General features: G+C 43.2%; 27 protein-coding genes and 1 other annotated feature. All 27 genes read right to left on the minus strand.

Annotated elements, in window-relative coordinates; all coding sequences use genetic code 11:
• On the minus strand, positions 1-345 hold the full coding sequence (rplV, locus tag ACIQ0H_RS12450; RefSeq protein WP_340736141.1) for a 50S ribosomal protein L22: 345 nt from the start codon (positions 343-345) through the stop codon (positions 1-3).
• Positions 346-364: 19 nt separating this feature from the next.
• Positions 365-643 (minus strand): 30S ribosomal protein S19, encoded by a 279-nt coding sequence (gene rpsS / locus ACIQ0H_RS12455; protein ID WP_403415020.1) that lies wholly within the window; start codon positions 641-643, stop codon positions 365-367.
• Between the two features lie 60 nt (positions 644-703).
• Entirely contained in the window at positions 704-1,534 is an 831-nt protein-coding gene (gene rplB / locus ACIQ0H_RS12460; protein WP_403415022.1) for a 50S ribosomal protein L2, read from the minus strand.
• A gap of 43 nt (positions 1,535-1,577) precedes the next feature.
• A complete protein-coding gene (gene rplW, locus ACIQ0H_RS12465; protein WP_403415025.1) occupies positions 1,578-1,862 on the minus strand; it encodes a 50S ribosomal protein L23 in 285 nt (94 codons plus the stop codon).
• Positions 1,862-2,485 (minus strand): 50S ribosomal protein L4, encoded by a 624-nt coding sequence (rplD, locus tag ACIQ0H_RS12470; protein ID WP_403415027.1) that lies wholly within the window; start codon positions 2,483-2,485, stop codon positions 1,862-1,864. Before rplD ends, rplW begins: the two co-directional genes overlap by 1 nt.
• 25 nt (positions 2,486-2,510) lie before the next feature.
• Positions 2,511-3,140 (minus strand): 50S ribosomal protein L3, encoded by a 630-nt coding sequence (gene rplC / locus ACIQ0H_RS12475; RefSeq protein WP_403415030.1) that lies wholly within the window; start codon positions 3,138-3,140, stop codon positions 2,511-2,513.
• Between the two features lie 43 nt (positions 3,141-3,183).
• Positions 3,184-3,492, minus strand: coding sequence for a 30S ribosomal protein S10 (gene rpsJ, locus ACIQ0H_RS12480; protein WP_042478628.1), 309 nt, complete (start codon positions 3,490-3,492; stop codon positions 3,184-3,186).
• Positions 3,493-3,738: 246 nt separating this feature from the next.
• Positions 3,739-5,058 carry a Na+/H+ antiporter family protein gene (locus ACIQ0H_RS12485; protein WP_403415032.1) on the minus strand — a complete coding sequence of 440 codons (1,320 nt, stop codon included), beginning with the start codon at positions 5,056-5,058 and terminating at the stop codon, positions 3,739-3,741.
• Positions 5,059-5,209: 151 nt separating this feature from the next.
• Entirely contained in the window at positions 5,210-6,397 is a 1,188-nt protein-coding gene (gene tuf, locus ACIQ0H_RS12490) for an elongation factor Tu (protein ID WP_403415034.1), read from the minus strand.
• 121 nt (positions 6,398-6,518) lie between these two features.
• The gene (gene fusA / locus ACIQ0H_RS12495; protein WP_403415037.1) at positions 6,519-8,597 is read right to left on the minus strand and encodes an elongation factor G; all 2,079 of its coding nucleotides are present in this window, start codon (positions 8,595-8,597) and stop codon (positions 6,519-6,521) included.
• A gap of 99 nt (positions 8,598-8,696) precedes the next feature.
• On the minus strand, positions 8,697-9,167 hold the full coding sequence (gene rpsG / locus ACIQ0H_RS12500) for a 30S ribosomal protein S7 (protein ID WP_403415040.1): 471 nt from the start codon (positions 9,165-9,167) through the stop codon (positions 8,697-8,699).
• 46 nt (positions 9,168-9,213) lie between these two features.
• Positions 9,214-9,636: a 30S ribosomal protein S12 gene (rpsL, locus tag ACIQ0H_RS12505; protein WP_403415042.1), complete on the minus strand. Its 423-nt coding sequence runs from the start codon at positions 9,634-9,636 to the stop codon at positions 9,214-9,216.
• A 103-nt stretch (positions 9,637-9,739) separates the two neighbouring features.
• Positions 9,740-9,988 carry a ribosomal L7Ae/L30e/S12e/Gadd45 family protein gene (locus ACIQ0H_RS12510; RefSeq protein WP_403415044.1) on the minus strand — a complete coding sequence of 83 codons (249 nt, stop codon included), beginning with the start codon at positions 9,986-9,988 and terminating at the stop codon, positions 9,740-9,742.
• 124 nt (positions 9,989-10,112) lie between these two features.
• Positions 10,113-13,715, minus strand: coding sequence for a DNA-directed RNA polymerase subunit beta' (gene rpoC / locus ACIQ0H_RS12515; RefSeq protein ID WP_403415046.1), 3,603 nt, complete (start codon positions 13,713-13,715; stop codon positions 10,113-10,115).
• Between the two features lie 133 nt (positions 13,716-13,848).
• Positions 13,849-17,391 carry a DNA-directed RNA polymerase subunit beta gene (gene rpoB, locus ACIQ0H_RS12520; RefSeq protein ID WP_403415048.1) on the minus strand — a complete coding sequence of 1,181 codons (3,543 nt, stop codon included), beginning with the start codon at positions 17,389-17,391 and terminating at the stop codon, positions 13,849-13,851.
• A gap of 222 nt (positions 17,392-17,613) precedes the next feature.
• On the minus strand, positions 17,614-18,216 hold the full coding sequence (locus ACIQ0H_RS12525; RefSeq protein ID WP_403415050.1) for a class I SAM-dependent methyltransferase: 603 nt from the start codon (positions 18,214-18,216) through the stop codon (positions 17,614-17,616).
• A 166-nt stretch (positions 18,217-18,382) separates the two neighbouring features.
• Positions 18,383-18,748 (minus strand): 50S ribosomal protein L7/L12, encoded by a 366-nt coding sequence (gene rplL / locus ACIQ0H_RS12530; protein ID WP_403415053.1) that lies wholly within the window; start codon positions 18,746-18,748, stop codon positions 18,383-18,385.
• 94 nt (positions 18,749-18,842) lie between these two features.
• Positions 18,843-19,343, minus strand: a complete 501-nt coding sequence (gene rplJ / locus ACIQ0H_RS12535; protein WP_403415055.1) for a 50S ribosomal protein L10 — start codon at positions 19,341-19,343, stop codon at positions 18,843-18,845.
• Between the two features lie 32 nt (positions 19,344-19,375).
• Positions 19,376-19,525: a sequence feature (ribosomal protein L10 leader region), on the minus strand.
• Positions 19,526-19,567: 42 nt separating this feature from the next.
• A complete protein-coding gene (gene rplA / locus ACIQ0H_RS12540) occupies positions 19,568-20,269 on the minus strand; it encodes a 50S ribosomal protein L1 (RefSeq protein ID WP_403415057.1) in 702 nt (233 codons plus the stop codon).
• A gap of 124 nt (positions 20,270-20,393) precedes the next feature.
• Entirely contained in the window at positions 20,394-20,819 is a 426-nt protein-coding gene (gene rplK, locus ACIQ0H_RS12545) for a 50S ribosomal protein L11 (RefSeq protein ID WP_203247863.1), read from the minus strand.
• 168 nt (positions 20,820-20,987) lie between these two features.
• Complete coding sequence (gene nusG / locus ACIQ0H_RS12550; RefSeq protein WP_403415060.1) at positions 20,988-21,521, minus strand: transcription termination/antitermination protein NusG; 534 nt, start codon at positions 21,519-21,521, stop codon at positions 20,988-20,990.
• 218 nt (positions 21,522-21,739) lie between these two features.
• The gene (gene secE / locus ACIQ0H_RS12555) at positions 21,740-21,925 is read right to left on the minus strand and encodes a preprotein translocase subunit SecE (RefSeq protein WP_403415062.1); all 186 of its coding nucleotides are present in this window, start codon (positions 21,923-21,925) and stop codon (positions 21,740-21,742) included.
• A gap of 52 nt (positions 21,926-21,977) precedes the next feature.
• Positions 21,978-22,127 (minus strand): 50S ribosomal protein L33, encoded by a 150-nt coding sequence (gene rpmG, locus ACIQ0H_RS12560; protein ID WP_403415065.1) that lies wholly within the window; start codon positions 22,125-22,127, stop codon positions 21,978-21,980.
• 80 nt (positions 22,128-22,207) lie between these two features.
• Positions 22,208-22,828: an RNA polymerase sporulation sigma factor SigH gene (gene sigH / locus ACIQ0H_RS12565; protein ID WP_403415723.1), complete on the minus strand. Its 621-nt coding sequence runs from the start codon at positions 22,826-22,828 to the stop codon at positions 22,208-22,210.
• 101 nt (positions 22,829-22,929) lie between these two features.
• Positions 22,930-23,445, minus strand: coding sequence for an NYN domain-containing protein (locus ACIQ0H_RS12570; protein WP_403415067.1), 516 nt, complete (start codon positions 23,443-23,445; stop codon positions 22,930-22,932).
• A complete protein-coding gene (rlmB, locus tag ACIQ0H_RS12575) occupies positions 23,442-24,200 on the minus strand; it encodes a 23S rRNA (guanosine(2251)-2'-O)-methyltransferase RlmB (RefSeq protein ID WP_403415070.1) in 759 nt (252 codons plus the stop codon). The genes ACIQ0H_RS12570 and rlmB overlap by 4 nt, the downstream gene beginning before the upstream one ends.
• Positions 24,200-24,619 carry a Mini-ribonuclease 3 gene (locus tag ACIQ0H_RS12580; RefSeq protein WP_403415072.1) on the minus strand — a complete coding sequence of 140 codons (420 nt, stop codon included), beginning with the start codon at positions 24,617-24,619 and terminating at the stop codon, positions 24,200-24,202. Before ACIQ0H_RS12580 ends, rlmB begins: the two co-directional genes overlap by 1 nt.
• Position 24,620 lies beyond the last annotated feature (1 nt).

Here is a 24,620-nt window from a genome sequence, read left to right on the forward strand (position 1 = left end):
TTACCCCTCCTTTTTTTCTGATACCACTACAGTGATGTGGCTCGTACGTTTGTTGATCGCACTCGCGCGTCCCTGTGCACGTGGACGGAAACGTTTCATTGTCGGACCTTCGTCAACGAATACTTCGCTGATGATTAGGTTCTCAACATCCATTTCGTAGTTATGTTCAGCATTTGCGATAGCTGAGTTTAATACTTTTTCTACAACCGGAGAGGCCGCTTTCGGCGTCAGGCGTAGAATCGCGACAGCTTCACCGATTTTCTTGCCCCGGATAAGATCAACGACTAAACGGACTTTACGAGGAGCAATACGGACTGTGCGGGCAATAGCTTTTGCTTGTTGCATCAGAATAACCTCCTCTCAATTAGCGTCTTGTTTTCTTATCGTCAGCGCCATGACCTTTGTATGTGCGCGTAGGTGCGAATTCACCTAGTTTATGACCTACCATATCTTCAGTCACATAGACAGGTACGTGTTTACGTCCGTCGTAGACAGCAATCGTCATTCCAATGAAAGACGGGAAGATAGTTGAACGGCGTGACCAAGTTTTGATCACCTGTTTTTTCTCGGATTCCTTTTGTGCTTCTACCTTTTTAATAAGGTGATCATCTACAAAAGGTCCTTTTTTCAAGCTGCGGCCCATGTCGGAACCTCCCTCCGTGTTTGTACTACGGTCCAGTCATTGAACCGCAGTGCAGTCACATTATTTTTTACGACGACGAACAATAAGCTTGTCGGATTTGTTGTTTTTCTTACGCGTTTTGAAACCAAGTGTCGGTTTACCCCAAGGAGTAACCGGTGATTTCATACCAATACCAGTACGTCCTTCACCACCACCGTGTGGGTGATCGTTAGGGTTCATTACAGAACCACGAACTGTTGGGCGTTTGCCTAACCAACGTGAACGTCCTGCTTTACCGATGTTGATAAGTTCGTGCTGCTCATTACCAACGTGACCAATTGTCGCGCGGCAAGTTGCAAGGATCATGCGAACTTCTCCAGATTGAAGACGTACAATAACATACTTATCTTCACGGCCAAGTAGTTGAGCAGATGTACCTGCTGAACGTACAAGTTGACCACCTTTACCTGGTTTTAGTTCGATGTTATGGATAGTTGAACCCATTGGGATGTTTTCAAGTGGAAGTGTGTTACCCACTTTAATATCCGCTTCTGGACCTGACATAATTGTCATGCCAACTTCCAATCCTTTTGGTGCGAGGATATAACGTTTCTCCCCGTCTACATAATTGATTAAAGCGATGTTCGCTGAACGGTTTGGATCGTATTCGATCGTAGCAACGCGTCCAGGTATGCCATCTTTCCGGCGTTGGAAATCGATGACACGGTATTGGCGCTTGTGGCCTCCACCTTGGTGACGAACAGTAGTCCTACCTGTATTGTTACGGCCGCCTTTCCGTTTAAGCGGTGCAAGCAATGATTTTTCTGGTTTGTCTGTAGTAATTTCAGCAAAGTCAGAAGAAGTCATGTTACGACGTCCGTTGGAGGTAGGTTTGTATTTCTTAATCGCCATTGGTGTTCCCTCCTTTGTATAATTAACTGTCTAGTTTTTTGAATTAGATTTCAAAAAGTTCGATGTCTTTTGAGTCAGCAGCTAGTGTAACAATCGCTTTACGGCGTTTGTTTGTATATCCAGCATGTTTACCCATACGTTTGAACTTACCTTTGTAGTTCTGTACGTTGACTTTTTCGACTTTCACTCCAAAGATTTCTTCAACAGCTTGCTTCACATGTGTTTTGTTTGCGCGCGTGTCAACTTCGAAAGTGTATTTTTTGAATTCCATTTGTTCAGAAGAACGCTCGGTAATGACCGGACGTTTTAGAATATCACGTGCTTCCATTAACCAAGCACCTCCTCTACTTTTTGAACTGCTGCTTTCGTCATAACAAGTTTGTTATGTCCGATAAGGTCAAGAACGTTAATGCCAGTTGCAGTAACAACACTGATTCCAGGGATGTTACGTGCAGACAATGCTACTGTTTCATCTAGATCTGCAGTTACAATCAAAGCTTTTTTATCAATTGCAAGAGCAGAAAGTACCTTGATGAATTCTTTTGTTTTAGGAGCATCGAATGTAAGTCCTTCAAGAACGATCATGTCTTCTTCACGAACTTTCTGAGAAAGAGCTGAAAGAAGAGCTAGTCTACGAACTTTTTTCGGTAGTTTGTAGCTATAGCTTCTTGGGTTTGGACCGAATACGATACCGCCTCCACGCCATTGCGGTGAACGGATTGACCCTTGACGAGCACGACCTGTTCCTTTTTGACGCCATGGTTTACGTCCACCACCAGCGACTTCCGCGCGTGTTTTTACTTTATGGTTACCTTGGCGTAATGACGCACGCTGTTGGACCAATGCTTCAAATAAGACAGCTTCGTTCGGCACGATTCCAAAAATCGCATCATTTAGTTCGATGTCGCCGACAGAAGAACCTGTCTGGTTTAGTACGGATACTTTAGGCATTCCTATTTCCTCCTTCCTTTAGTGGTCAGTTCCCTTTGATTGCGCTACGCACTTGTAGAAGTGACTTGCGTGATCCTGGAACGTTACCTTTTACAAGTAGTAAGTTGCGTTCTACATCTACTCGTATGATTTCAAGATTTTGAATCGTTACTGTTTTACCGCCCATGCGTCCTGGCATTTTTTTACCTTTAAATACGCGTTGTGCGTCAACAGATCCGATTGAACCTGGTGCACGGTGGAAACGTGATCCGTGGCTCATAGGTCCTCGTGAGAAACCGTGGCGTTTAATAACACCTTGGAACCCTTTACCTTTTGTTGTTCCTGTAATGTCGACAATATCGCCTTCAGCGAAAGTATCAACTTTGACTTCCTGACCAACTTCGTACCCGTTCACGTCTAATTCGCGGAATTCGCGAATGAAGCGCTTAGGTGCCGTTGAAGCTTTAGCAACATGTCCTTTTTCAGGTTTGTTAGCTAGCTTTTCTCGTTTGTCTTCAAAACCGATTTGGATTGATTCGTAGCCGTCTGTTTCTGTTGTCTTCTTTTGAAGAACAACGTTTTGTCCAGCTTCAATCACAGTTACCGGGATGAGATCGCCGTTTTCAGCAAATACTTGCGTCATACCGACTTTTCTTCCTAAGATTCCTTTGGTCATTTGTCACACCTCCTGAATTAATTTAAAGTTTATTTGGTATCGATTAAAGTTTGATTTCAATGTCTACGCCTGATGGTAAGTCGAGTTTCATTAACGCGTCAACAGTTTGTGGTGTTGGGTTAACGATGTCGATTAGACGCTTGTGTGTACGCATTTCAAACTGTTCGCGCGAGTCTTTGTATTTATGCACCGCACGTAGAATCGTGTAAACAGATCTTTCAGTTGGAAGTGGAATCGGACCCGATACACTTGCACCCGAACGTTTTGCTGTTTCTACAATCTTTTCAGCTGATTGATCTAGAATTCTGTGATCATATGCTTTCAAACGAATACGAATCTTTTGTTTTGCCATTATTTTCCCTCCTTTTCGCCTATTTTGTTATAGACATTCTCCACGAAAATTTCCCACACATATGCCATGGCAAAGCGGCCTGGTGTGTCGGCAACCTCTCGCTTCATCGCAGTCAAAGACTAACATTAAGAATTATACACAAAGAAAAGTAATTCCGCAAGTCTTTTGTGGAATTTCTTTTCTCAACTTTATTATTATAATTCTATTTCATACAAAATGCAACTTGTTAGCTAATAGTCATAACATTTAACCGAACATCATCACTGCCAACCAACCGAAAATGATAAGTGGAATATTATAATGAATGAATGTCGGCACACATGTATCCCAGATGTGGTTATGCTGTCCATCCACATCAAGCCCAGCAGTTGGTCCAAGTGTAGAGTCGGAGGCAGGTGATCCCGCATCCCCAAGTGCAGCAGCCGTTCCGATTAACGCGATGATTGCCATGCTACTGAATCCAAATGCCATACTAAGCGGGACAAAGATCGAGGCGATGATAGGAATCGTTGCAAACGAAGAACCAATGCCCATTGTTACAATCAGCCCAACAATTAACATAATGAAGGCAGCCATCCCTTTGTTATCACCAAGCATTGCACTGGCATTTTCAACAAGTGTCGTAATATGCCCCGTTTCTTGGAGAACCGATGCAAAACCATTGGCTGAAATCATAACAAATCCAACGAAAGCCATCATACGCATTCCTTCATTTATTAAACCATCTGCTTCTTTCCACTTAAGCGCACCCGTTATATACAAGATGGCAATACCCGTTACTGCACCAGCCACCATTGATTGGGTCGGTATTTGAACTACTAATGTACCGATTAGAGCCGCAATCGTGAAATAGATATTTCTTTTCTTAACTTCCACTTTTTCTTCAAACATATCCATTTTACGATTTTCATATTCCCTAGGTTTACGATATGAAAAGAACACTGCTATTAACAAGCCCACGACTAACCCTGCTACAGGAAGCGCCATCGCTTTAGGTATGTCCGCCATATCAATTGCCAAACCAGCAGCTTCCATTTGAATCGTCAGGATATCGTGGAAGATAAAACCGTAGCCATATGGTAATAGAATATAAGGTGCTGTCAATCCAAACGTAAGAACCGTAGCAATCAGTCGACGATCCACTTTTAACAAATTTAAAATGTGTAAAATGGGTGGAACAAGTAACGGGATAAATGCAATATGAATCGGTATTAGATTTTGCGAGAATATCGCCATCGCAAGGAGTATTAAAACGATAAGTACCTTCCCAAGACCTATTCGATCACTTTCTCCATCCTTTTTCACAATACGAAGCATAGCTGAGACGAGTAATTGCGGAATTCCCGTTTTCGAAATAGCAACCGCAAATCCACCTAACAATGCATAACTCAACGCAATCGTCGCTCCTGCTCCGAGCCCCTCAGTAAATGAAGCAATCGTTGCTTCAAATGACAAACCACCTGTGAGCCCACCTATAATAGAGCCTGCAACAAGAGCTAGTACGACGTTAACCCTTAGTAAACTCAACACTAACATCACAACAACAGCTAAAATAACAGCGTTCATTTGTACTCCTCCTAAACATAAACACTTCACTACGTTAAAGCATTAAAGTATAGTAACTAACTTATCAGAAGGGACTACATCTGTCAATGAAACTTTGAAATAAGTAGATAAAAAATCCCGCCACAAAGGGCGGGATTTAAAAGTACTAAGATTATTTAATGATTGTAGCTACAACGCCAGCGCCTACAGTACGTCCACCCTCACGGATAGAGAACTTCGTACCTTCTTCAAGAGCGATTGGAGCAATTAGGTCGATTGTCATTTCAATGTTATCTCCAGGCATAACCATTTCTACGCCTTCTGGAAGTTCGATAACGCCAGTCACGTCAGTTGTACGGAAGTAGAACTGTGGACGGTAGTTAGAGAAGAATGGAGTGTGACGTCCACCCTCTTCTTTTGAAAGAACATAAACTTCTGAAGTGAATTTCGTGTGAGGAACAATAGTACCTGGTTTAGCAAGTACTTGTCCACGTTGGATATCATCACGAGCTACACCACGAAGTAGTGCTCCAATGTTGTCGCCAGCTTCTGCATAATCAAGAAGTTTACGGAACATTTCTACACCTGTAACAGTTGTAGATTTTGGTTCTTCAACGATACCAATGATGTCAATAACGTCTCCAACTTTAACTACTCCACGCTCAACACGTCCAGTAGCAACAGTTCCACGTCCTGTGATTGAGAATACGTCCTCAACAGGCATCATGAATGGTTTTTCAGTATCACGTGGTGGTGTTGGGATGTACTCGTCAACAGCAGCCATAAGTTCCATAATTTTGTCTTCATAACCTTCGTCGCCTTCAAGTGCTTTAAGCGCAGAACCTTTGATGACAGGAATGTCATCGCCAGGGAAGTCATATTCAGAAAGAAGATCACGAATTTCCATTTCTACAAGCTCTAGAAGCTCTTCGTCATCAACCATATCACATTTGTTCATGAATACTACTAGGTAAGGAACACCAACTTGACGTGAAAGAAGGATGTGCTCACGTGTTTGTGGCATTGGGCCGTCAGCTGCAGAAACAACTAGGATTCCGCCGTCCATTTGAGCAGCACCAGTGATCATGTTTTTAACATAGTCGGCGTGACCTGGGCAGTCAACGTGTGCGTAGTGACGTGTTTGTGTTTCATATTCGATGTGTGAAGTATTGATTGTAATACCACGCTCTTTTTCTTCTGGCGCGTTATCAACGTCAGCGTATGAACGAGCTGTACCACCTAATTTTTTAGAAAGAACTGTTGCGATTGCTGCAGTTAGAGTTGTTTTACCGTGGTCGACGTGACCAATTGTTCCAACGTTAGCATGTGTTTTGGAGCGATCAAATTTTTCTTTACCCATTTGGGAATTCCTCCTTAAAATATAAAAGTTTTTTTGGTTTTTAGTAATAGGCGTTGGAGGGGCCCCCCCAACTACCCATATCTTACAAGTTATTTAAAGTGGAAACAAGTTCAAATTATAATTATTGTCCCTTGTTTTTCTTAATGATCTCTTCTGAAACCGATTTTGGTACTTCTTCATAGTGATCAAACGTCATTGAGAAGTTCCCACGACCTTGCGTGTTAGAACGAAGTGACGTTGCATAACCAAACATGTTCGCAAGTGGAACCATAGCACGAACAAGTTGTGAATTACCGCGAGCTTCCATTCCTTCAACACGGCCACGGCGTGATGTAACATCACCCATGATATCGCCCATGTATTCTTCAGGAATTTGAACTTCTACTTTCATCATTGGTTCAAGTAGAACTGGGTTAACTTTCGCTACTGCGTTTTTCAATGCCATAGATGCAGCAATTTTAAACGCCATTTCGTTGGAGTCAACATCATGGTAAGAACCGTCGAATAGACGAGCTTTGATGTCGATCAACGGATAACCAGCAAGTACACCATTGTCTAGTGAATCACGGATACCCGCTTCAACTGCAGGGATATATTCACGTGGAACTGATCCCCCTACAACGTTATTAATGAATTCGAATCCTTTTCCTTCTTCATTCGGAGAGAATTCAATCCAAACGTGACCAAACTGTCCGCGTCCACCTGATTGACGTACGAACTTACCTTCAACTTCCGCAGCTGTACGGAAAGTTTCTCGATAAGATACCTGTGGAGCACCAACGTTTGCTTCTACGTTGAATTCGCGACGCATACGGTCTACAAGAACGTCAAGATGCAACTCACCCATACCAGCGATGATTACTTCTCCTGTTTCTTGGTCAGTGTGCGCACGGAATGTTGGGTCTTCCTCTTGAAGCTTAGCAAGTGCCATACCCATTTTATCTTGGTCGGCTTTTGTTTTCGGCTCAACAGAAAGTGAGATTACTGGTTCTGGGAAGTCCATAGATTCAAGGATTACAAGTGCTTTGTCGTCACAAAGTGTATCGCCTGTTCCTGTATCTTTAAGACCAACCGCTGCAGCAATTTCCCCTGCATGTACTTCAGCAATTTCTTCACGAGAGTTAGCATGCATTTGTAGAATACGTCCTACGCGTTCACGCTTCCCTTTAGAAGAGTTTTGCACGTATGATCCTGATTGAAGTACACCAGAATACACACGGAAGAATGTTAATTTACCTACGTAAGGGTCCGTCATTACTTTAAAAGCAAGTGCCGCAAACGGCTCTTCGTCGCTTGAGTGACGTTCTACTTCTTCATCAGTATCAGGATTAATCCCCTTCATAGCAGGAATATCTAATGGTGATGGAAGGTAGGCTACAACAGCGTCAAGGACAAGTTGGACACCTTTATTCTTGAATGCAGTTCCACATACGACAGGATAGAATTGAACTGCAAGTGTAGCTTTACGAATCGCAGCTTTGATTTCTTCCACCGTAATTTCTTCTTCATCCAAGAATTTATTCATAAGGTCTTCATCGAACTCAGCAACCGCTTCAATTAGTTTTTCACGGTATTCTTCTGCTTGTGCACGATATTCTTCCGGAATTTCTTTAATTTCAGCATTTACACCCGTGTCATCAGCGTAGTAAATAGCATTCATTTCAACTAGGTCGATAATTGCAGAGAAAGAATCTTCTGCACCAATCGGTAATTGAATTGGATGTGCATTTGCTCCCAGACGATCAACCAATGTGCTTACTGAGTAAAGGAAGTCCGCACCCATTTTATCCATTTTATTGACGAAAACTAGACGTGGAACGCCGTAGTTTGTTGCTTGACGCCAAACTGTTTCTGTTTGTGGCTCAACGCCTGACTGAGCATCAAGTACCGTTACAGCACCATCAAGTACACGAAGTGAACGTTCAACTTCAACAGTGAAGTCTACGTGTCCTGGTGTATCAATGATGTTTACGCGGTGATTTTTCCACTCTGCAGTTGTTGCAGCAGAAGTGATTGTGATTCCACGCTCTTGCTCCTGCTCCATCCAGTCCATTTGAGATGCACCTTCGTGCGTTTCTCCGATTTTATGGATTTTACCAGTGTAATAAAGGATCCGCTCAGTCGTCGTTGTTTTACCAGCGTCGATGTGGGCCATGATACCAATGTTACGTGTATTCTCTAAGGAGAATTTTCTAGCCATGGTATTGATCTCCTTCCGTTTCGGATTAGAGAGTTAACTTTATTCCGTAGAATAAAGTTAATATCTCCGGCGGATGTTACAGCGATTAACCGATATATCTTACCAACGGTAGTGAGCGAATGCTTTGTTCGCTTCTGCCATTTTGTGCATTTCTTCACGTTTCTTAACAGATGCACCTGTGTTGTTAGATGCGTCAAGGATTTCATTCGCAAGACGTTCTTCCATTGTTTTTTCACCACGTGTGCGTGAGTAGTTTACAAGGTAACGTAGTCCAAGAGTTGTACGGCGATCAGGACGTACCTCAACTGGGACTTGGTAGTTTGCTCCACCTACACGGCGTGCTTTTACTTCAAGTACTGGCATTACGTTTGTAAGTGCCGCTTCAAATACTTCAAGTGGATCCTTGCCAGAACGTTCTTTCACAAGCTCGAACGCACCATAGAGGATTTTTTGAGATGTACCTTTTTTACCGTCAACCATCATTTTATTGATGAGACGTGAGACGAGTTTCGAATTATAAATCGGATCCGGAAGTACGTCACGTTTTGCAACAGGACCTTTACGAGGCATGTTGTCATCCTCCTTTCAAGAGACTATTTTAGATTTATTTTTTAAATTAAGATTTTTTAACTTTAGGTCTTTTAGCTCCGTATTTAGAACGGCTTTGCATACGACCAGTAACTCCAGCAGTATCAAGTGCACCACGAACGACGTGATAACGAACACCCGGTAAGTCTTTTACGCGTCCTCCACGAATAAGAACTACACTGTGCTCTTGAAGGTTGTGGCCTTCACCAGGAATGTACGCGTTAACTTCCATTGAGTTAGTCAAGCGAACACGTGCGTATTTACGTAAAGCGGAGTTAGGTTTTTTCGGTGTCATCGTTCCGACACGTGTACATACACCCCGTTTTTGTGGTGAGTTCACGTTTGTCATCGATTTTTTGAAGCTGTTATAGCTTTTCCCGAGTGCTGGTGCTTTAGAACTTTCCGAGTTAGGTTTACGCGGTTTACGAACTAATTGATTAATTGTAGGCATCGGTTTTTCCTCCTTCCATACTTCTTTTTTTAAGACCACACATCCAGGTGGTTCATTTTTGGGGTAAAAACAAAGTCTTTGTGCTTTTATAACACAAAAACCATTATCCAGTAATCGCAACCACGGCTGCACCGACTTGAATTCCACATGCATTTCCGAGTCTTTCTTTAGAATCGACATGTGTCACTTGGATACCATGAAGCGTGGCTTCCTCCATTACCGGAGCGACAACCCGTTCTTCTGCATCCTGCGCGATAATGACTGCAGTCACTATCCCTGCACGGATCGCTTTCACTGTCTGCTTTGTACCGATGATTGTCTTCTTTGCCCGCTCGACTTTTTCATAAGACATTTCCATATCCTCCAAAGTACAGACATTCAACTATCAACCTTTTGTATATTATCATCTGCCAGGAAAATTGTCAACAGATAAAGGATAAAATGAGGGGATTCACCCCCTCATTTTTGGAATTAAATTATTCAGCCGTAACTTTCTTAGCTGCGTTTTTCTCTCCACCTTGTTCCATAACGATGTGACGGTAACGTTGCATTCCCGTTCCAGCTGGTACAAGTTTCCCGATAATAACATTTTCTTTCAAACCAAGTAGTTCATCAGTTTTCCCTTTGATAGCTGCATCCGTCAAGACACGTGTTGTTTCTTGGAACGAAGCCGCTGACAAGAAGGATTCTGTTTCAAGTGAAGCTTTTGTAATACCGAGAATAACAGGGCGACATGTTGCTGGAACTTTCCCAGCTTTAAGCACTACTGCATTCGCGTCTGCAAATTGATGGATATCGAGAAGTGAACCTGGCAATAGATCCGTGTCACCTGCTTCGATAACACGCACTTTTCGAAGCATTTGGCGAACCATTACTTCAACGTGTTTGTCACCGATCTCAACACCTTGCATACGGTATACTTTTTGAACTTCTTTCAAGAGATAATTTTGAACAGTAGCAACGTCTTTTACAACAATCAGTTCTTTCGGATCGATAGAACCTTCTGTTAAAACTTCGCCTCGGTCAATGGTATCGCCAACTTGAACTTTCAAGCGAGCATTGTAAGGCGCAAGGTATTTGCGCGTTTCAACTTCACCTTGAATTGTAATTTCTTTCTGACCCTCACGGATTTCATCGATTTCAATGATGTTCCCTTTAATTTCCGAGATAACCGCTTGCCCTTTCGGATTACGCGATTCGAAAATTTCTTGGATACGCGGAAGACCTTGTGTAATATCGTCCCCTGCAACTCCACCTGTATGGAACGTACGCATTGTAAGCTGTGTACCTGGCTCACCAATAGACTGTGCAGCGATAATACCAACCGCTTCACCGACTTCGACTTTTTCACCTGTTGCCAAGTTAATGCCGTAACATTTCTTACAAACACCGTGTTTCGTATTACATGTGAACGCTGAACGGATAGTGATTTTTTCAAGTCCTGCGTCTAGGATTGCACGAGCCGCATCCGCCGTGATCATTTCATCTTTTCCAAGAATCACTGCGCCGGTTTCAGGATGATAGATCGTTTTCTTCGTGTGACGACCTTCAATACGTTCGTCCAGTCCTTCGATCAATTCTGTACCTTCCATCAATGCAGAAATTTCCAAGCCACGGTCCGTTCCACAGTCATCTTCGCGAACGATAACATCCTGCGCAACGTCTACAAGTCGGCGTGTTAAGTAACCTGAGTCAGCCGTCTTAAGGGCTGTATCCGCTAGTCCTTTACGCGCACCGTGTGTTGAGATGAAGTATTCGAGTACTGTCAGCCCTTCACGGAATGAGGATTTGATTGGAAGTTCAATAATACGACCAGCCGGGTTGGCCATCAGACCACGCATACCCGCAAGTTGCGTGAAGTTGGACGCGTTACCCCGTGCACCAGAGTCACTCATCATATAAATCGGATTCGAGTGATCAAGAGAATCCATCAGTTTAGCTTGGATAACATCTTTCGCATGACTCCAGTAAGAAATAACACGATCATATCGCTCTTCTTCTGTGATGAGACCACGACGGAACTGTTGCATCACTTTATCCACTTTATCTTGTGCTTCTTGCAAAATCTGATCTTTGTTAGGTAATACAACGATATCCGAGATACCGATTGTAATTCCTGCACGTGTTGAATATTTAAATCCAAGGTTTTTCATGCGGTCAAGCATTCTTGACGTCTCTGTAATATGGAAACGTTTGAAGATTTCCGCGATGATATTCCCCAGTATTTTTTTCTTGAACGGTTCCACAAGTTCCATTTCTGCAATATGTTTTTTCACATCTACAGTACCTGAAACAAAATACTTGTCAGGCGTTTCAACTTCCAAATTGGAATTTGTCGGCTCATTAATATACGGGAACGACTCTGGAAGAATTTCATTGAAAACAACCTTACCAACTGTCGTCAAAAGGAGTTTTCTGTTTTGTTCTTCAGTGAACGTAGGATTATTCAATGAACCTGCCTGAATAGCAATCCGCGAATGAAGATGCACATGACCATTATGGTATGCGATAAGTGCTTCATCAGCATTGTGGAAGATAGTTCCTTCGCCAGTCGCGTCTTTGCGTTCCAATGTAAGGTAATAGTTACCCAATACCATATCTTGAGACGGCGTAACGACTGGTTTCCCATCTTTCGGGTTCAAGATGTTTTGTGCCGCTAGCATAAGAAGACGTGCTTCCGCTTGCGCTTCTGCAGATAATGGAACGTGAACAGCCATTTGGTCACCATCGAAGTCAGCGTTATATGCTGTACAAACGAGTGGATGCAATGTGATTGCTCGCCCTTCTACAAGAATCGGCTCGAACGCTTGAATACCAAGACGGTGAAGAGTTGGTGCTCGGTTCAGAAGAACTGGATGCTCCCTAATAACATCTTCAAGAACGTCCCATACTTCCGAATGAAGGCGTTCAATTTTACGTTTAGCACTCTTAATGTTGTGTGCAAGTCCTCGTTCAACAAGTTCTTTCATCACAAACGGTTTAAACAATTCAATCGCCATTTCTTTCGGTAGACCACACTGATACATTTTCAAGTTAGGTCCTACGACGATAACGGAACGACCAGAATAGTCAACACGTTTTCCAAGTAAGTTTTGACGGAAACGTCCTTGCTTACCTTTCAACATATGAGAAAGAGATTTCAACGGACGGTTACCTGGTCCTGTAACCGGACGACCACGACGTCCATTATCAACAAGCGCATCAACTGCTTCTTGCAGCATCCGCTTCTCGTTTTGAACAATGATGCCAGGTGCCCCAAGATCAAGCAAACGTTTCAACCGGTTGTTCCGGTTAATGACCCTACGGTATAAATCATTCAAGTCAGAAGTTGCAAAACGTCCACCATCAAGCTGTACCATCGGTCGTAGTTCCGGCGGAATTACCGGTAGCACTTCAAGAACCATCCACTCAGGCTTGTTGCCCGAATTTCGGAATGACTCAACGACTTCAAGACGTCTAATCGCACGTGTACGGCGTTGACCTTGAACAGTTTTCAATTCTTCTTTCAAGAATTCCATTTCTTTATCGAGATCAATCGCCATTAGTAGACGTTCAATTGCCTCAGCACCCATAAGTGCTTGGAATTTAGAACCATACTTTTCACGATAAATACGATATTCCCGTTCAGAAAGCAATTGCTTTCTTTCAAGCGGTGTATCGGCTGGATCCACTACTACGTAGGATGCGAAGTAGATGATTTCTTCCAATGCACGTGGTGTCATATCAAGAATAAGTCCCATACGACTTGGAATTCCTTTGAAATACCAAATGTGTGTCACTGGAGCTGCAAGCTCAATATGCCCCATACGTTCACGGCGCACTTTTTGACGCGTTACTTCTACTCCACAACGGTCACAAACGACACCTTTGTAACGGACACGTTTATACTTCCCGCAATGACATTCCCAATCTTTTGTAGGTCCGAAAATACGTTCACAGAACAGACCATCTTTCTCAGGTTTCAACGTACGGTAGTTAATTGTTTCTGGCTTTTTAACTTCACCATATGACCATGATCGAATCTTATCTGGTGAAGCAAGGCCGATTTTCATATACTCAAAATTGTTTACATCTATCAAGGAGCCTACCTCCCTTTAGTCTTATCGCTGCCTTTGGCTTTTCCGAGCAAGCGCACACTTTTTTTAAATCAAATACATGAAGGGGGAACATTATTCCCCCTTTTTAAAACTTGTTAGATCTTCACAAGGCTAATTAGACAGGCTGATCTTCTTTTATAAGATTCAGAGCATCAGTTGGTTGCATATCGTCATCCTCATCAAGATCGCGTAGCTCGATTTCTTCAAAATCAAGTGACAACATCTTCACGTCTAACCCAAGGCTTTGAAGTTCCTTAATAAGAACCTTGAATGATTCCGGAACACCTGGTTGAGGTACGCTTTCTCCTTTGACAATTGCTTCATACGTTTTCACGCGGCCCACAACGTCATCGGATTTTACAGTTAGGATTTCTTGAAGCGTGTATGCAGCACCGTAAGCTTCAAGTGCCCACACTTCCATCTCCCCGAAACGCTGTCCACCAAATTGAGCTTTACCACCCAATGGTTGTTGCGTAACAAGAGAGTAAGGTCCCGTTGAACGAGCGTGAAGCTTATCGTCGACCATATGCGCCAGTTTAATCAAGTACATGACACCTACTGTCACGCGGTTGTCGAATGCTTCACCAGAACGACCGTCATACAGTATTGTTTTTCCGTCGCGGGCCATTCCAGCCTCTTCCATCGTTTCCCACACGTCATCTTCGTTAGCTCCATCAAATACAGGAGAAGCCATGTGAACACCAAGAGTACGAGAAGCCATACCAAGGTGCATTTCAAGAACTTGTCCGATATTCATACGCGATGGTACACCCAGTGGGTTAAGCATGACATCGATTGGCGTGCCGTCTGGTAAGTAAGGCATATCCGATTCCGGTAAGATACGTGAAATAACCCCTTTGTTACCATGACGTCCGGCCATTTTATCCCCTACAGAAATTTTACGTTTCTGTACGATATAAGCACGAACTAATTGGTTAACGCCTGGTGGCAATTCATCGCCGTCTTCACGGTTAAACACTTTCACGTCTAGAACGATCCCACCCGCACCATGTGGAACGCGTAGAGATGTATCACGGACTTCACGTGCTTTTTCACCGAAGATTGCATGTAACAGTCTTTCTTCAGCAGTTAGTTCAGTAACACCTTTAGGCGTCACTTTACCAACTAGGATATCGCCGTCACGAACTTCAGCCCCTACACGAATGATTCCGCGGTCGTCAAGATTACGAAGCGCATCTTCACCAACGTTTGGAATATCACGCGTAATTTCTTCAGGTCCTAGTTTCGTATCACGTGCTTCAGATTCGTATTCTTCGATATGAACCGAAGTGAATACATCATCTTTTACAAGGCGCTCACTCATGATGATAGCATCCTCATAGTTGTATCCATCCCATGTCATAAAGGCCAGTAGAACGTTGCGACCAAGCGCAAGCTCTCCTTGCTCCATTGAAGGCCCATCCGCTAAAATATCGAGTGGCTTCACGCGATCACCTACACGGGCAATCGGACGTTGGTTATAACATGTTCCTTGGTTCGAACGGATAAAGTTTTCAAGACGATAAATCGTAAGATCACCTTGTACTTCTTTTCCGTCCACTGTTTCAACACGACGAACGCGAATTTCTTTCGCTTCGACATGCTCTACAATTCCGTCGTATTTCGCAAGTACAGCGGCACCTGAGTCACGCGCTGATACATGTTCCATACCCGTTCCAACAAATGGAGCTTCCGGATTAAGTAAAGGAACTGCTTGACGTTGCATGTTCGCTCCCATAAGTGCACGGTTGGAGTCATCGTTCTCAAGGAACGGAATACATGCTGTAGCCGCAGAAACTACTTGTTTTGGAGAAACGTCCATGTAGTCAATTTGTTCACGTTTGAATACCGTGTTATCCCCTTGGAAACGACCTACGACACCTTCGCTTACGAAAGAACCGTCTTCTGCAAGGATTGCGTTTGCTTGTGCCACTACATAATTATCTTCCACGTCTGCAGTTAAATAATCGATTTGAGCAGTCACTTTTCCTGATATAGGGTCAACTTTTCGGTAAGGCGTTTCAATGAATCCGAACTTGTTCACTTTTGCAAATGTTGAAAGTGAGTTAATCAGTCCGATATTCGGTCCCTCTGGCGTTTCAATTGGACACATACGACCGTAGTGAGAGTAGTGAACGTCACGTACTTCCATTCCAGCACGTTCACGTGTTAACCCACCGGGTCCAAGTGCAGATAGCCTACGTTTATGAGTCAGTTCCGCAAGCGGGTTTGTCTGATCCATGAACTGAGATAGCTGAGAGCTACCGAAGAACTCTTTAATAGACGCTATAACTGGACGAATATTAATCAGTTGCTGCGGTACGATTGATTGTGTGTCATTAATAGACATACGCTCTTTTACGACACGCTCCATACGGGAAAGTCCGATACGGAACTGATTTTGTAGAAGTTCTCCGACCGAGCGAAGACGACGATTACCAAGATGATCGATATCATCTGTGTTTCCGACACCATGTAGAAGATTGAAGAAGTAACTAATCGACGCAACAATGTCTGCCGGCGTTACATTCTTGATAGAGTCATCTACATATGCATTAGAGATAACATTAATCACTTGCTTCTCTTCGCTTTTTGGTGAGTATATCTTAATCGACTGGATTGTGATTTTCTCATCAAGAACGCCACTTGCATGGGTAATTTCTTCGAAACCAATTCCTTTTTCCAAGTGCGGAAGAAGGCGATCCAATGTGCGTCGATCAATAAGTTGATCTTTCTCCAATAAAATCTCGCCTGTTTCAGGGTCCACTAGCGTTTCCGCAACAGTTTGATTGAATAAACGATTTTGTGCATGGAGTTTCTTGTTCATCTTATAACGTCCAACATTCGCCAGATCGTACCTCTTCGCATCGAAGAAACGAGAGAACAATAGGTTCTTCGCGCTATCAAGCGTTGGCGGCTCTCCTGGGCGGAGTCGTTCGTATATTTCAAGTAACGCTTTTTCAGAGCTTTCAGTGTTGTCTTTTTCAAGCGTGTTACGTAGATACTCATTATCACCAATCAAATCAATGATTTCTTGATCGGAAGAGAATCCTAGCGCACGAAGTAGTACCGTGACTGGTAACTTTCGCGTCCGATCAATACGGACGTGAACAACATCTTTTGCATCTGTTTCATACTCAAGCCAAGCACCACGGTTCGGAATGACAGTTGCGCCAAAACCACGTTTACCGTTTTTGTCAGTCTTATCGCTGTAATAAACGCTTGGTGAGCGGACAAGCTGGGATACAATTACCCTTTCCGCACCGTTAATTACAAATGTACCGTTTTCCGTCATGAGTGGGAAATCACCCATAAAGACATCTTGCTCTTTTACTTCTTCTGTTTCTTTGTTGTGCAGGCGTACTTTCACACGAAGCGGCGCTGCAAACGTTACGTCACGCTCTTTTGATTCATCAACGGGATATTTAGGATCTCCCAACTGATAATCGATAAATTCCAATGCCAGATTTCCCGTGAAGTCTTGAATCGGGGAAATATCGCGGAACATTTCACGCAGTCCTTCTTCCATGAACCACTCATAAGATGCCGTCTGGATTTCAATCAGATTCGGCAGATCCAGCACTTCGCTGATCCGTGCGAAACTTCTACGCTGACGGTGTTGACCATACTGAACTAAATGACCTGTCAACTCTTTCACCCCTCATAAAACAATATTAGTCCTTTGCGAAACCACAAAAATAGTGTATGATATCGAAAAAAACAAAAAGAAAACGAGTTCCGGTAAGAGCTCATTTTCGGTTTGACAATCTTTTATACATCGCTAGTATACCTTTCATTTCCATTTTTCATACAAATGGGCATACGTACGCATTATAATAATTTATGCATTTTACAACATTACCATATCTATACCTGTAGGTCAAGACTTTTTAGCTTTCAAAATGTAATAACCTTTTTTCTTAACGACCGTCTCAGCATTACCGAACATCGCCTCTAAACGTTCAATCGTCGAAGGTGCACCTTGTTTCTTTTGGATGACCACCCATAACTCGCCACCCGGCGCAAGCTTCGAAAAAGCTCCCTCGTAGAAGTTGAATACCGTCTCTTTTCCTGCACGGATTGGCGGATTCGTTAAAATCGCAGCAAACCCTTTAGCCGTAACAGCAGATAACGCATCACTGGGATAAATTTCCACATTCGCGATGTTATTTTGCTCCGCATTTAACATGGCAAGGGAGAGTGCTCGTTCATTCACATCAATCATGTGAATACTCCGTTCCGGAAAAGATGCGGCAATCGACAAACCGATTGGACCATAGCCACAACCGACGTCCAAAATAGCCCCTACTGATTCCGGCACAACAAAAGTTTCTGCAAGGAGTCGCGAACCAAAGTCCACTTCACCTTTACTGAATACTCCAGCGTCTGTTTTAAATCTTAGTGTTTTTCCACGTAATGCCGTAGACCACTCTTTCGGATCACTTTTCACTTTCGGATCTCTCGAGTAATAATGTTCAGACATGTAAGTCCTCCCCTCGGGTAGTTGGTGCATCGAGTTACAAGAAGCCAGCCTACAAGCGCAAAGCGCAAACTTTACTTCGACAGCCCTATCAAACTCTTGCGGGTCTTGATAAAAAAACGAAGAAAAGCCCGTCCATATTCGACGAGCTTCCCTTCAGTATTCAAAATTATTTAAGTTCGATTGACGCGCCAACTTCTTCAAGTTTCGCTTTCATTTCTTCTGCTTCTTCTTTAGATACGCCTTCTTTGATTGCTTTAGGAGCGTTATCTACTACTTCTTTAGCTTCTTTCAAGCCAAGACCAGTGATTTCACGAACAGCTTTGATAACTTTGATTTTTTGATCTCCAGCAGATGCAAGAACTACGTCGAATTCAGTTTGTTCAGCAGCAGCGTCCGCACCGCCAGCTCCACCCATCATTGCAACAGGTGCTGCAGCAGTTACGCCGAATTCTTCTTCGATTGCTTTTACAAGGTCGTTTAGTTCAAGAACTGTCATTTCTTTGATTGCTTCAAGGATTTGTGCGTTAGTCATTATATTTTCCTCCTAATAGTTGTTTTGTCGGGCTTGACCCGCAAGTGTTTTTTCTTGTCGGGCTAACCCGCAAGTTGTATTTCAGGCTGCTTGATTAAGCGCCTTGTTCTTCTTTTTGTTCTGCAACTGCTTTTGTCGCAAGTGCGAAATTGCGCATTGGAGCTTGAAGCACGCTGAGAAGCATAGAAAGTAGACCATCGCGTGATGGAAGTTCCGCCAACGCTTTAACGTCTGCTTCTGATGCAACCACACCTTCGATAACACCAGCTTTAATTTCAAGCTTGTCGTTTTGCTTAGCAAAATCGTTAAGGATTTTAGCTGGTGCAACAACGTCCTCGTTAGAGAATGCAATCGCGTTAGGTCCTGTAAGGTGTTCGTTCAACCCTTCAAGTCCTGCAGCTTCAGCAGCACGGCGTGACATTGAGTTTTTGTAAACTTTAAAGTCAATACCTGCTTCGCGAAGCGTTTTACGAAGTTCTGTAACTTGGCTAACGTTAAGACCACGGTAATCAACAACAACAACGGACGCTGCTGATTTCAACTTATCCGTAATTTCACCAACTACTGCTTGTTTAGCTTCTAATACTTTGCTCATCTGGACACCTCCTAAAAAATTTGGGGTCACTTATACCGATATGAAAATGCCCTCGTCTCCACATAATGTAGACACGAGGGCAGAAAAGTCGTCATCTTTAAAAGAAAAGAGCGTCTTGTCCTCGGTAGGGATTTTAAACGGCAAGCCGCACCTACTGTCTACGGTACAAATGGTTATATTCACAACAGAAGTCATCTTAACAGAAGACTATATGTTTGTCAATATTAGTTTTTGATTACTACGCTTGAAGGATCAATTTTAACAGCAGGACCCATTGTAGTTGTCACGTTGACAGACTTCATGTAAGTTCCTTTTGCTGTTGCAGGTTTTGCTTTTTGAACCGTTTCAAACACAGTCGCTAAGTTTTCCGCAAGTTTTTCATTGTCGAAAGAAACTTTTCCGATTGGCGCGTGGATAATTCCCGCTTTGTCTGCACGGTATTCAACTTTACCTGCTTTGATTTCTTCGATAGCTTTCGTTACGTCAAATGTTACAGTACCAGTTTTCGGGTTCGGCATAAGTCCTTTTGGCCCAAGAACACGACCAATTTTACCTACTTCACCCATCATGTCAGGAGTTGCAACGATAACGTCGAAATCAAACCAACCTTGTTGGATTTTAGTGATATATTCAGTGTCCCCAGCATAGTCTGCTCCAGCAGCTTCTGCTTCTTTAAGTTTTTCACCTTTAGCGAAAACTAGAACACGTTGTGTTTTACCAGTACCATTCGGAAGAACTACTGCTCCACGAATTTGTTGGTCGTTTTTACGAGTGTCGATTCCTAGGCGGAATGCAACTTCAACAGTAGCGTCAAAATTGACAGTACTTGTTTTTTTCGCAAGCTCAATCGCTTCGTTCACTTCGTATGCTTTCATACGTTCTACAAGTTTCGCAGCTTCTACGAACTTTTTACCTCTTTTAGCCATTTAAAATTTCCTCCTCGTTTGTGGTGTTAACGGATTAAACCTCCCACGAATAAGGGTTGCGTGTCCTTGAGAACAAGCGCAACCCCCACTACAAAGAAACACCGCGTGCGTCATAGAATCAAAATCAGTCTTCGATCGTGATACCCATGCTGCGTGCAGTACCTTCAACCATTGCCATCGCTGCTTCAACTGATGCTGCGTTTAGATCTTGCATCTTTGTTTCTGCGATTTCGCGAACTTTATCGCGTTTTACTGTAGCAACCTTCTTTTTATTCGGCTCACCTGAACCTTTTTGAAGATTAGCTGCAACCTTTAGCAATACTGCTGCAGGTGGAGTTTTTGTAATGAATGTAAATGAACGGTCTTCGAATACAGAAATTACAACAGGAATAATTAGACCTGCTTGATCTGCTGTACGCGCATTGAATTCTTTACAGAATCCCATGATGTTCACACCTGCTTGACCTAACGCCGGTCCAACTGGGGGAGCCGGGTTCGCTTTTCCAGCAGGGATTTGCAATTTAACAACCTTAATGACTTTTTTAGCCACGAGACACACCTCCTTAAGTCCGTGATGTGGTAATAGGGTTGCCCCTCCCACTCATATGTGCCTGCCGACTTACGTCGGTAGAATTGGATAATCCGTTCAAACTACTTGTTTATAGTCTGACCTTTGAAATGATACCACTATTTTGGAATCTACGCAAGTAGCAATGGTTTATAATTTTTCAACTTGCTCAAAGTCAAGCTCCATTTTCGTTTCTCGGCCAAACATATCGACAGTTACTTTAACTTTTCCTTTTTCTGCGTCAATCTCTTCAACTTTACCTTGGAAGTGCGCAAATGGTCCTTCTAATACTTGAACCATTTCACCAAGAACGTAGTCAACTTCAATCTTACGCTCTTTCACGCCCATTTGTTTGAGTATGAAAGTAACTTCCTCAGGTAGTAGTGGTGTCGGCTTCGCTCCTCCACCAGAAGAACCGATAAAGCCCGTTACTCCAGGCGTGTTACGAACAACGTACCACGAGTCATCTGTCATAATAATTTCTACTAGGACATATCCTGGGAATGTCTTTCTCATCATTACGCGTTTCTTTCCGTCTTTGAAGTCTGTTTCTTCTTCTTCGGGAATGACAACGCGGAAAATTTTATCTTGCATACCCATTGTTTCTACACGTTTTTCCAGGTTAGCTTTTACCTTATTCTCATAACCTGAATACGTGTGAACAACGTACCAATTTTTCTCCATATCCATAATAACAAGGACTGTACGTCCGCCCCTCCTTTTTTTACACAATTATAAAAAGCGCAAGGCGCCCGCTTAGACGCGACATGTAGAAGGGATGGAATTCCACCCTTTTCCCTGAAGCAAATCGAACGGCTCGCACCTAAAATCTAGACAATTGAAAAAACCCGTACATACTGTCAGACGGGATATTTTTCAAGATGTTTATTCATACTGTTTTATTATAACGCAAGATACCATTCCATTACCCGTGATATGCCAAGGTCAATGAGTCCAAAGTATACCGCCATAAAAACAACTGTAGAAAGAACAACGATCGTATAGCGCGTCAATTCTTTACGTTTCGGCCAACTTACTTTTCTCATTTCCGAGACAACGTCTTTAAAAAAACCGGTTAACTTCCCCATTTCACCCAAAACCCCCGAATACAAATATGATACTGCCAGCAAACTGTTCGTATTACGCCGTCTGCTTATGCACTGTATGTTCGTTGCAATGGCTACAAAATTTCTTAAGTGACAACCTTTCGGCAGACTTATTGTTTTGGCCTGGTACGGAATAATTCCGCGATGCACATATGTCGCAACTTAAAACAACTTTTTTAGACATTTCCTCACCCTATATGACTCATAGTCTTGCTAAAGAGTACCATCTAATTTTAATGCTGTCAATACGAGGGAAATCTCTCATTATCGCACCGCGTCGACTTGCATATAACGTTCCAGCTTACGCTTTATCCGTTGAAGTGCGTTGTCTATAGATTTCACTTGCCTGTTTAGTGCATCAGAAATTTCCTGATAGGACTGCCCATCCAAGTAGAGTGCCAACACTTGTTTTTCAAGACCACTTAATACTTTATTCATCTCTTCTTCCATCTGGATGAAGTCTTCCTTATGAATCATCAAGCCTTCTGGATCATCAAGAATCGGCCCTGCAATCACATCCAACAGCGTACGATCCGACTCCTCGTCAAAAACAGGCTTGTCCAATGATACCGATGTGTTAAGCGGGATATGTTTCTGCCTGGTAGCCGTTTTAATAGCCGTTATGATTTGCCTAGTAATACACAGTTCAGCAAATGCTTTGAATGAACTTAAGCGATCTTCTTTAAAATCCCGTATTGCTTTGTATAGTCCAATCATACCTTCTTGGATGATATCTTCCCGATCTCCCCCAATTAAAAAGTATGAGCGCGCTTTCAATCTAACAAACGATTGATACTTTGTAATAAGAAAATCAAGGGCATCCGCGTTCCCTTCATGGATGATTGCAATGATTTCTCCGTCGGATAACCCGGTGAAATCCGATATGCCGCCCCCAACGTATGTCCTCTCCACCAACTGGATCACCCCGGTTCGTTATCACTATTGTATAGCAAGTATACCGTATGGATTTTTTTTGCGTCAACCGTTCATTTCATTCCGCGTCTCCACTTTTCAAATATTCCTGCAACTTCGTCAGTTAAAGGAATCTTGGAAAACGGCCGCTGGTCCTGGAAATCCTTGACTTTCTCTGAAATGATTTCATCAATTTCATCCATTTCAATTTCTAGTTCTCTAGATGACTTTCGGAGGGCTCCCTGCGCAAAAATAACCCATTGCTCCGTTAAGTCCGACGTCGCCACGTGAATTTGCACCCGTCGTCCACTCAGTTCAGTGACAAGCTTTTCTATCCTTTCATCCGCCGTTTCATTTTCCCTCGTAAAAACAACCTCAACATTATGTTGGCGCTTCTTTTTTTCAACTCCAGGCATGAGATGCGCGTCAAAAACAATAATGACGCGCCATCCTGTATGTGCCTTGTATTCCGCCATTCTCTCAAGCAAACGATCGCGCGCATCCGCTAAACGTTTTTCTTTTAGTTGGCGTAGCTCCCGCCATGCACCGATGACATTATAGCCATCGACAAGGAGTACATCCGTTTTCATCTGCCAGACGTATGCGGTTGGCGTTTACGTAACACTTCATACATGAGGAGCGAAGCCGCAACAGATGCGTTCAGAGACGTAACATGTCCCACCATCGGTAAGTGGTAAAGGAAATCACACTTCTCTTTCAAAATACGCGACATTCCCTTGCCTTCACTACCGATAATAACGGCTAGTGGCAACGTAGCGTCCATCAGCCTGTAGTCCACTGACTTAGCAGCGTCTGTACCAGCAATCCAAACACCGCGCTTTTTCAGTTCCTCTACTGTCTGCGAAAGATTATTCACACGTACAACAGGAACATGTTCAATCGCACCTGTCGAAGCCTTCGCCACAACGCCCGTCAACCCGACAGCACGACGCTTCGGAATGATGATTCCATGTGCACCTGAGGCATCCGCAGTCCGCAGAATGGACCCTAGATTATGAGGATCTTCCAGCTCATCAAGAATGATGAAGAACGGATCTTCCCCACGCTCTTTTGCCACATTAAATAAATCTTCAAGTTCCGCATATTCGTAGGCCGCAACCGACGCAATAATTCCTTGGTGATTCATATCCAACATGCCATCCAGTTTTTGCTTCGGTACCGCTTGAACAATAATCCCCGCTTCTTTTGCAAGGGATAAAATTTCCCCGATACTTTTTTTATTAAGACCTTCGGCAATCCAAATCTTATTCAATTCCCTACCAGAGCGTAACGCCTCAACAATAGGGTTTTTGCCGCCAATCAATTCCGCTTCAATTTCCGTCATTATTTCCCCTCCTCCTTCAATCTTTCGATGAACGCAATCGATTCACCAATAAATTCTTCTACACGTTCCGTTTTGCCTAGCAAATGAAGAAAACCAATAACAGCTTCAAATCCAGAACTATAATTATACGTGACAACATCCGTATTTTTAGGAACCGAACCAGATTTCGCATTGCGGCCACGTCTCATGACCGCCTCTTCTTCCTCTGTTAAAAACTCAGTTTGCTGCATCATTTTCACAATTGCAGCCTGCGACTTCGCCGATACATAGCTCGTGGCTTCTTTATGTAACACATTCGGCTTCACACGCCCCGAACGCAGGAGATGCTCACGAACGGCTTGTTCGTATACTGCATCCCCCATGTAAGCAAGCGCTAAGGCGTTTAATTGTTTAACATCTATATCACGCAAGTTATACATG

The organism is Sporosarcina sp. NPDC096371 (assembly GCF_044762865.1).
Classification (GTDB): domain Bacteria; phylum Bacillota; class Bacilli; order Bacillales_A; family Planococcaceae; genus Sporosarcina.

Coding starts and splice junctions, on each gene's coding strand:
- fusA (WP_403415037.1), bottom strand. CDS start 8,597: ATGGCTAGAAAATTCTCCTTAGAGAATACACGTAACATTGGTATCATG.
- rplJ (WP_403415055.1), bottom strand. CDS start 19,343: ATGAGCAAAGTATTAGAAGCTAAACAAGCAGTAGTTGGTGAAATTACG.
- rpmG (WP_403415065.1), bottom strand. CDS start 22,127: ATGTCTAAAAAAGTTGTTTTAAGTTGCGACATATGTGCATCGCGGAAT.
- rpsL (WP_403415042.1), bottom strand. CDS start 9,636: ATGCCTACAATTAATCAATTAGTTCGTAAACCGCGTAAACCTAACTCG.
- rplC (WP_403415030.1), bottom strand. CDS start 3,140: ATGACCAAAGGAATCTTAGGAAGAAAAGTCGGTATGACGCAAGTATTT.
- secE (WP_403415062.1), bottom strand. CDS start 21,925: ATGGGGAAGTTAACCGGTTTTTTTAAAGACGTTGTCTCGGAAATGAGA.
- nusG (WP_403415060.1), bottom strand. CDS start 21,521: ATGGAGAAAAATTGGTACGTTGTTCACACGTATTCAGGTTATGAGAAT.
- rpsJ (WP_042478628.1), bottom strand. CDS start 3,492: ATGGCAAAACAAAAGATTCGTATTCGTTTGAAAGCATATGATCACAGA.
- rlmB (WP_403415070.1), bottom strand. CDS start 24,200: ATGACGGAAATTGAAGCGGAATTGATTGGCGGCAAAAACCCTATTGTT.
- rplA (WP_403415057.1), bottom strand. CDS start 20,269: ATGGCTAAAAGAGGTAAAAAGTTCGTAGAAGCTGCGAAACTTGTAGAA.
- ACIQ0H_RS12485 (WP_403415032.1), bottom strand. CDS start 5,058: ATGAACGCTGTTATTTTAGCTGTTGTTGTGATGTTAGTGTTGAGTTTA.
- ACIQ0H_RS12525 (WP_403415050.1), bottom strand. CDS start 18,216: ATGTCTGAACATTATTACTCGAGAGATCCGAAAGTGAAAAGTGATCCG.
- rpsG (WP_403415040.1), bottom strand. CDS start 9,167: ATGCCTCGTAAAGGTCCTGTTGCAAAACGTGACGTACTTCCGGATCCG.
- rplL (WP_403415053.1), bottom strand. CDS start 18,748: ATGACTAACGCACAAATCCTTGAAGCAATCAAAGAAATGACAGTTCTT.
- rplV (WP_340736141.1), bottom strand. CDS start 345: ATGCAACAAGCAAAAGCTATTGCCCGCACAGTCCGTATTGCTCCTCGT.
- rplD (WP_403415027.1), bottom strand. CDS start 2,485: ATGCCTAAAGTATCCGTACTAAACCAGACAGGTTCTTCTGTCGGCGAC.
- ACIQ0H_RS12510 (WP_403415044.1), bottom strand. CDS start 9,988: ATGTCTTATGAAAAAGTCGAGCGGGCAAAGAAGACAATCATCGGTACA.
- ACIQ0H_RS12570 (WP_403415067.1), bottom strand. CDS start 23,445: ATGAAAACGGATGTACTCCTTGTCGATGGCTATAATGTCATCGGTGCA.
- ACIQ0H_RS12580 (WP_403415072.1), bottom strand. CDS start 24,619: ATGTATAACTTGCGTGATATAGATGTTAAACAATTAAACGCCTTAGCG.
- rpsS (WP_403415020.1), bottom strand. CDS start 643: ATGGGCCGCAGCTTGAAAAAAGGACCTTTTGTAGATGATCACCTTATT.
- rplW (WP_403415025.1), bottom strand. CDS start 1,862: ATGGAAGCACGTGATATTCTAAAACGTCCGGTCATTACCGAGCGTTCT.
- rplB (WP_403415022.1), bottom strand. CDS start 1,534: ATGGCGATTAAGAAATACAAACCTACCTCCAACGGACGTCGTAACATG.
- tuf (WP_403415034.1), bottom strand. CDS start 6,397: ATGGGTAAAGAAAAATTTGATCGCTCCAAAACACATGCTAACGTTGGA.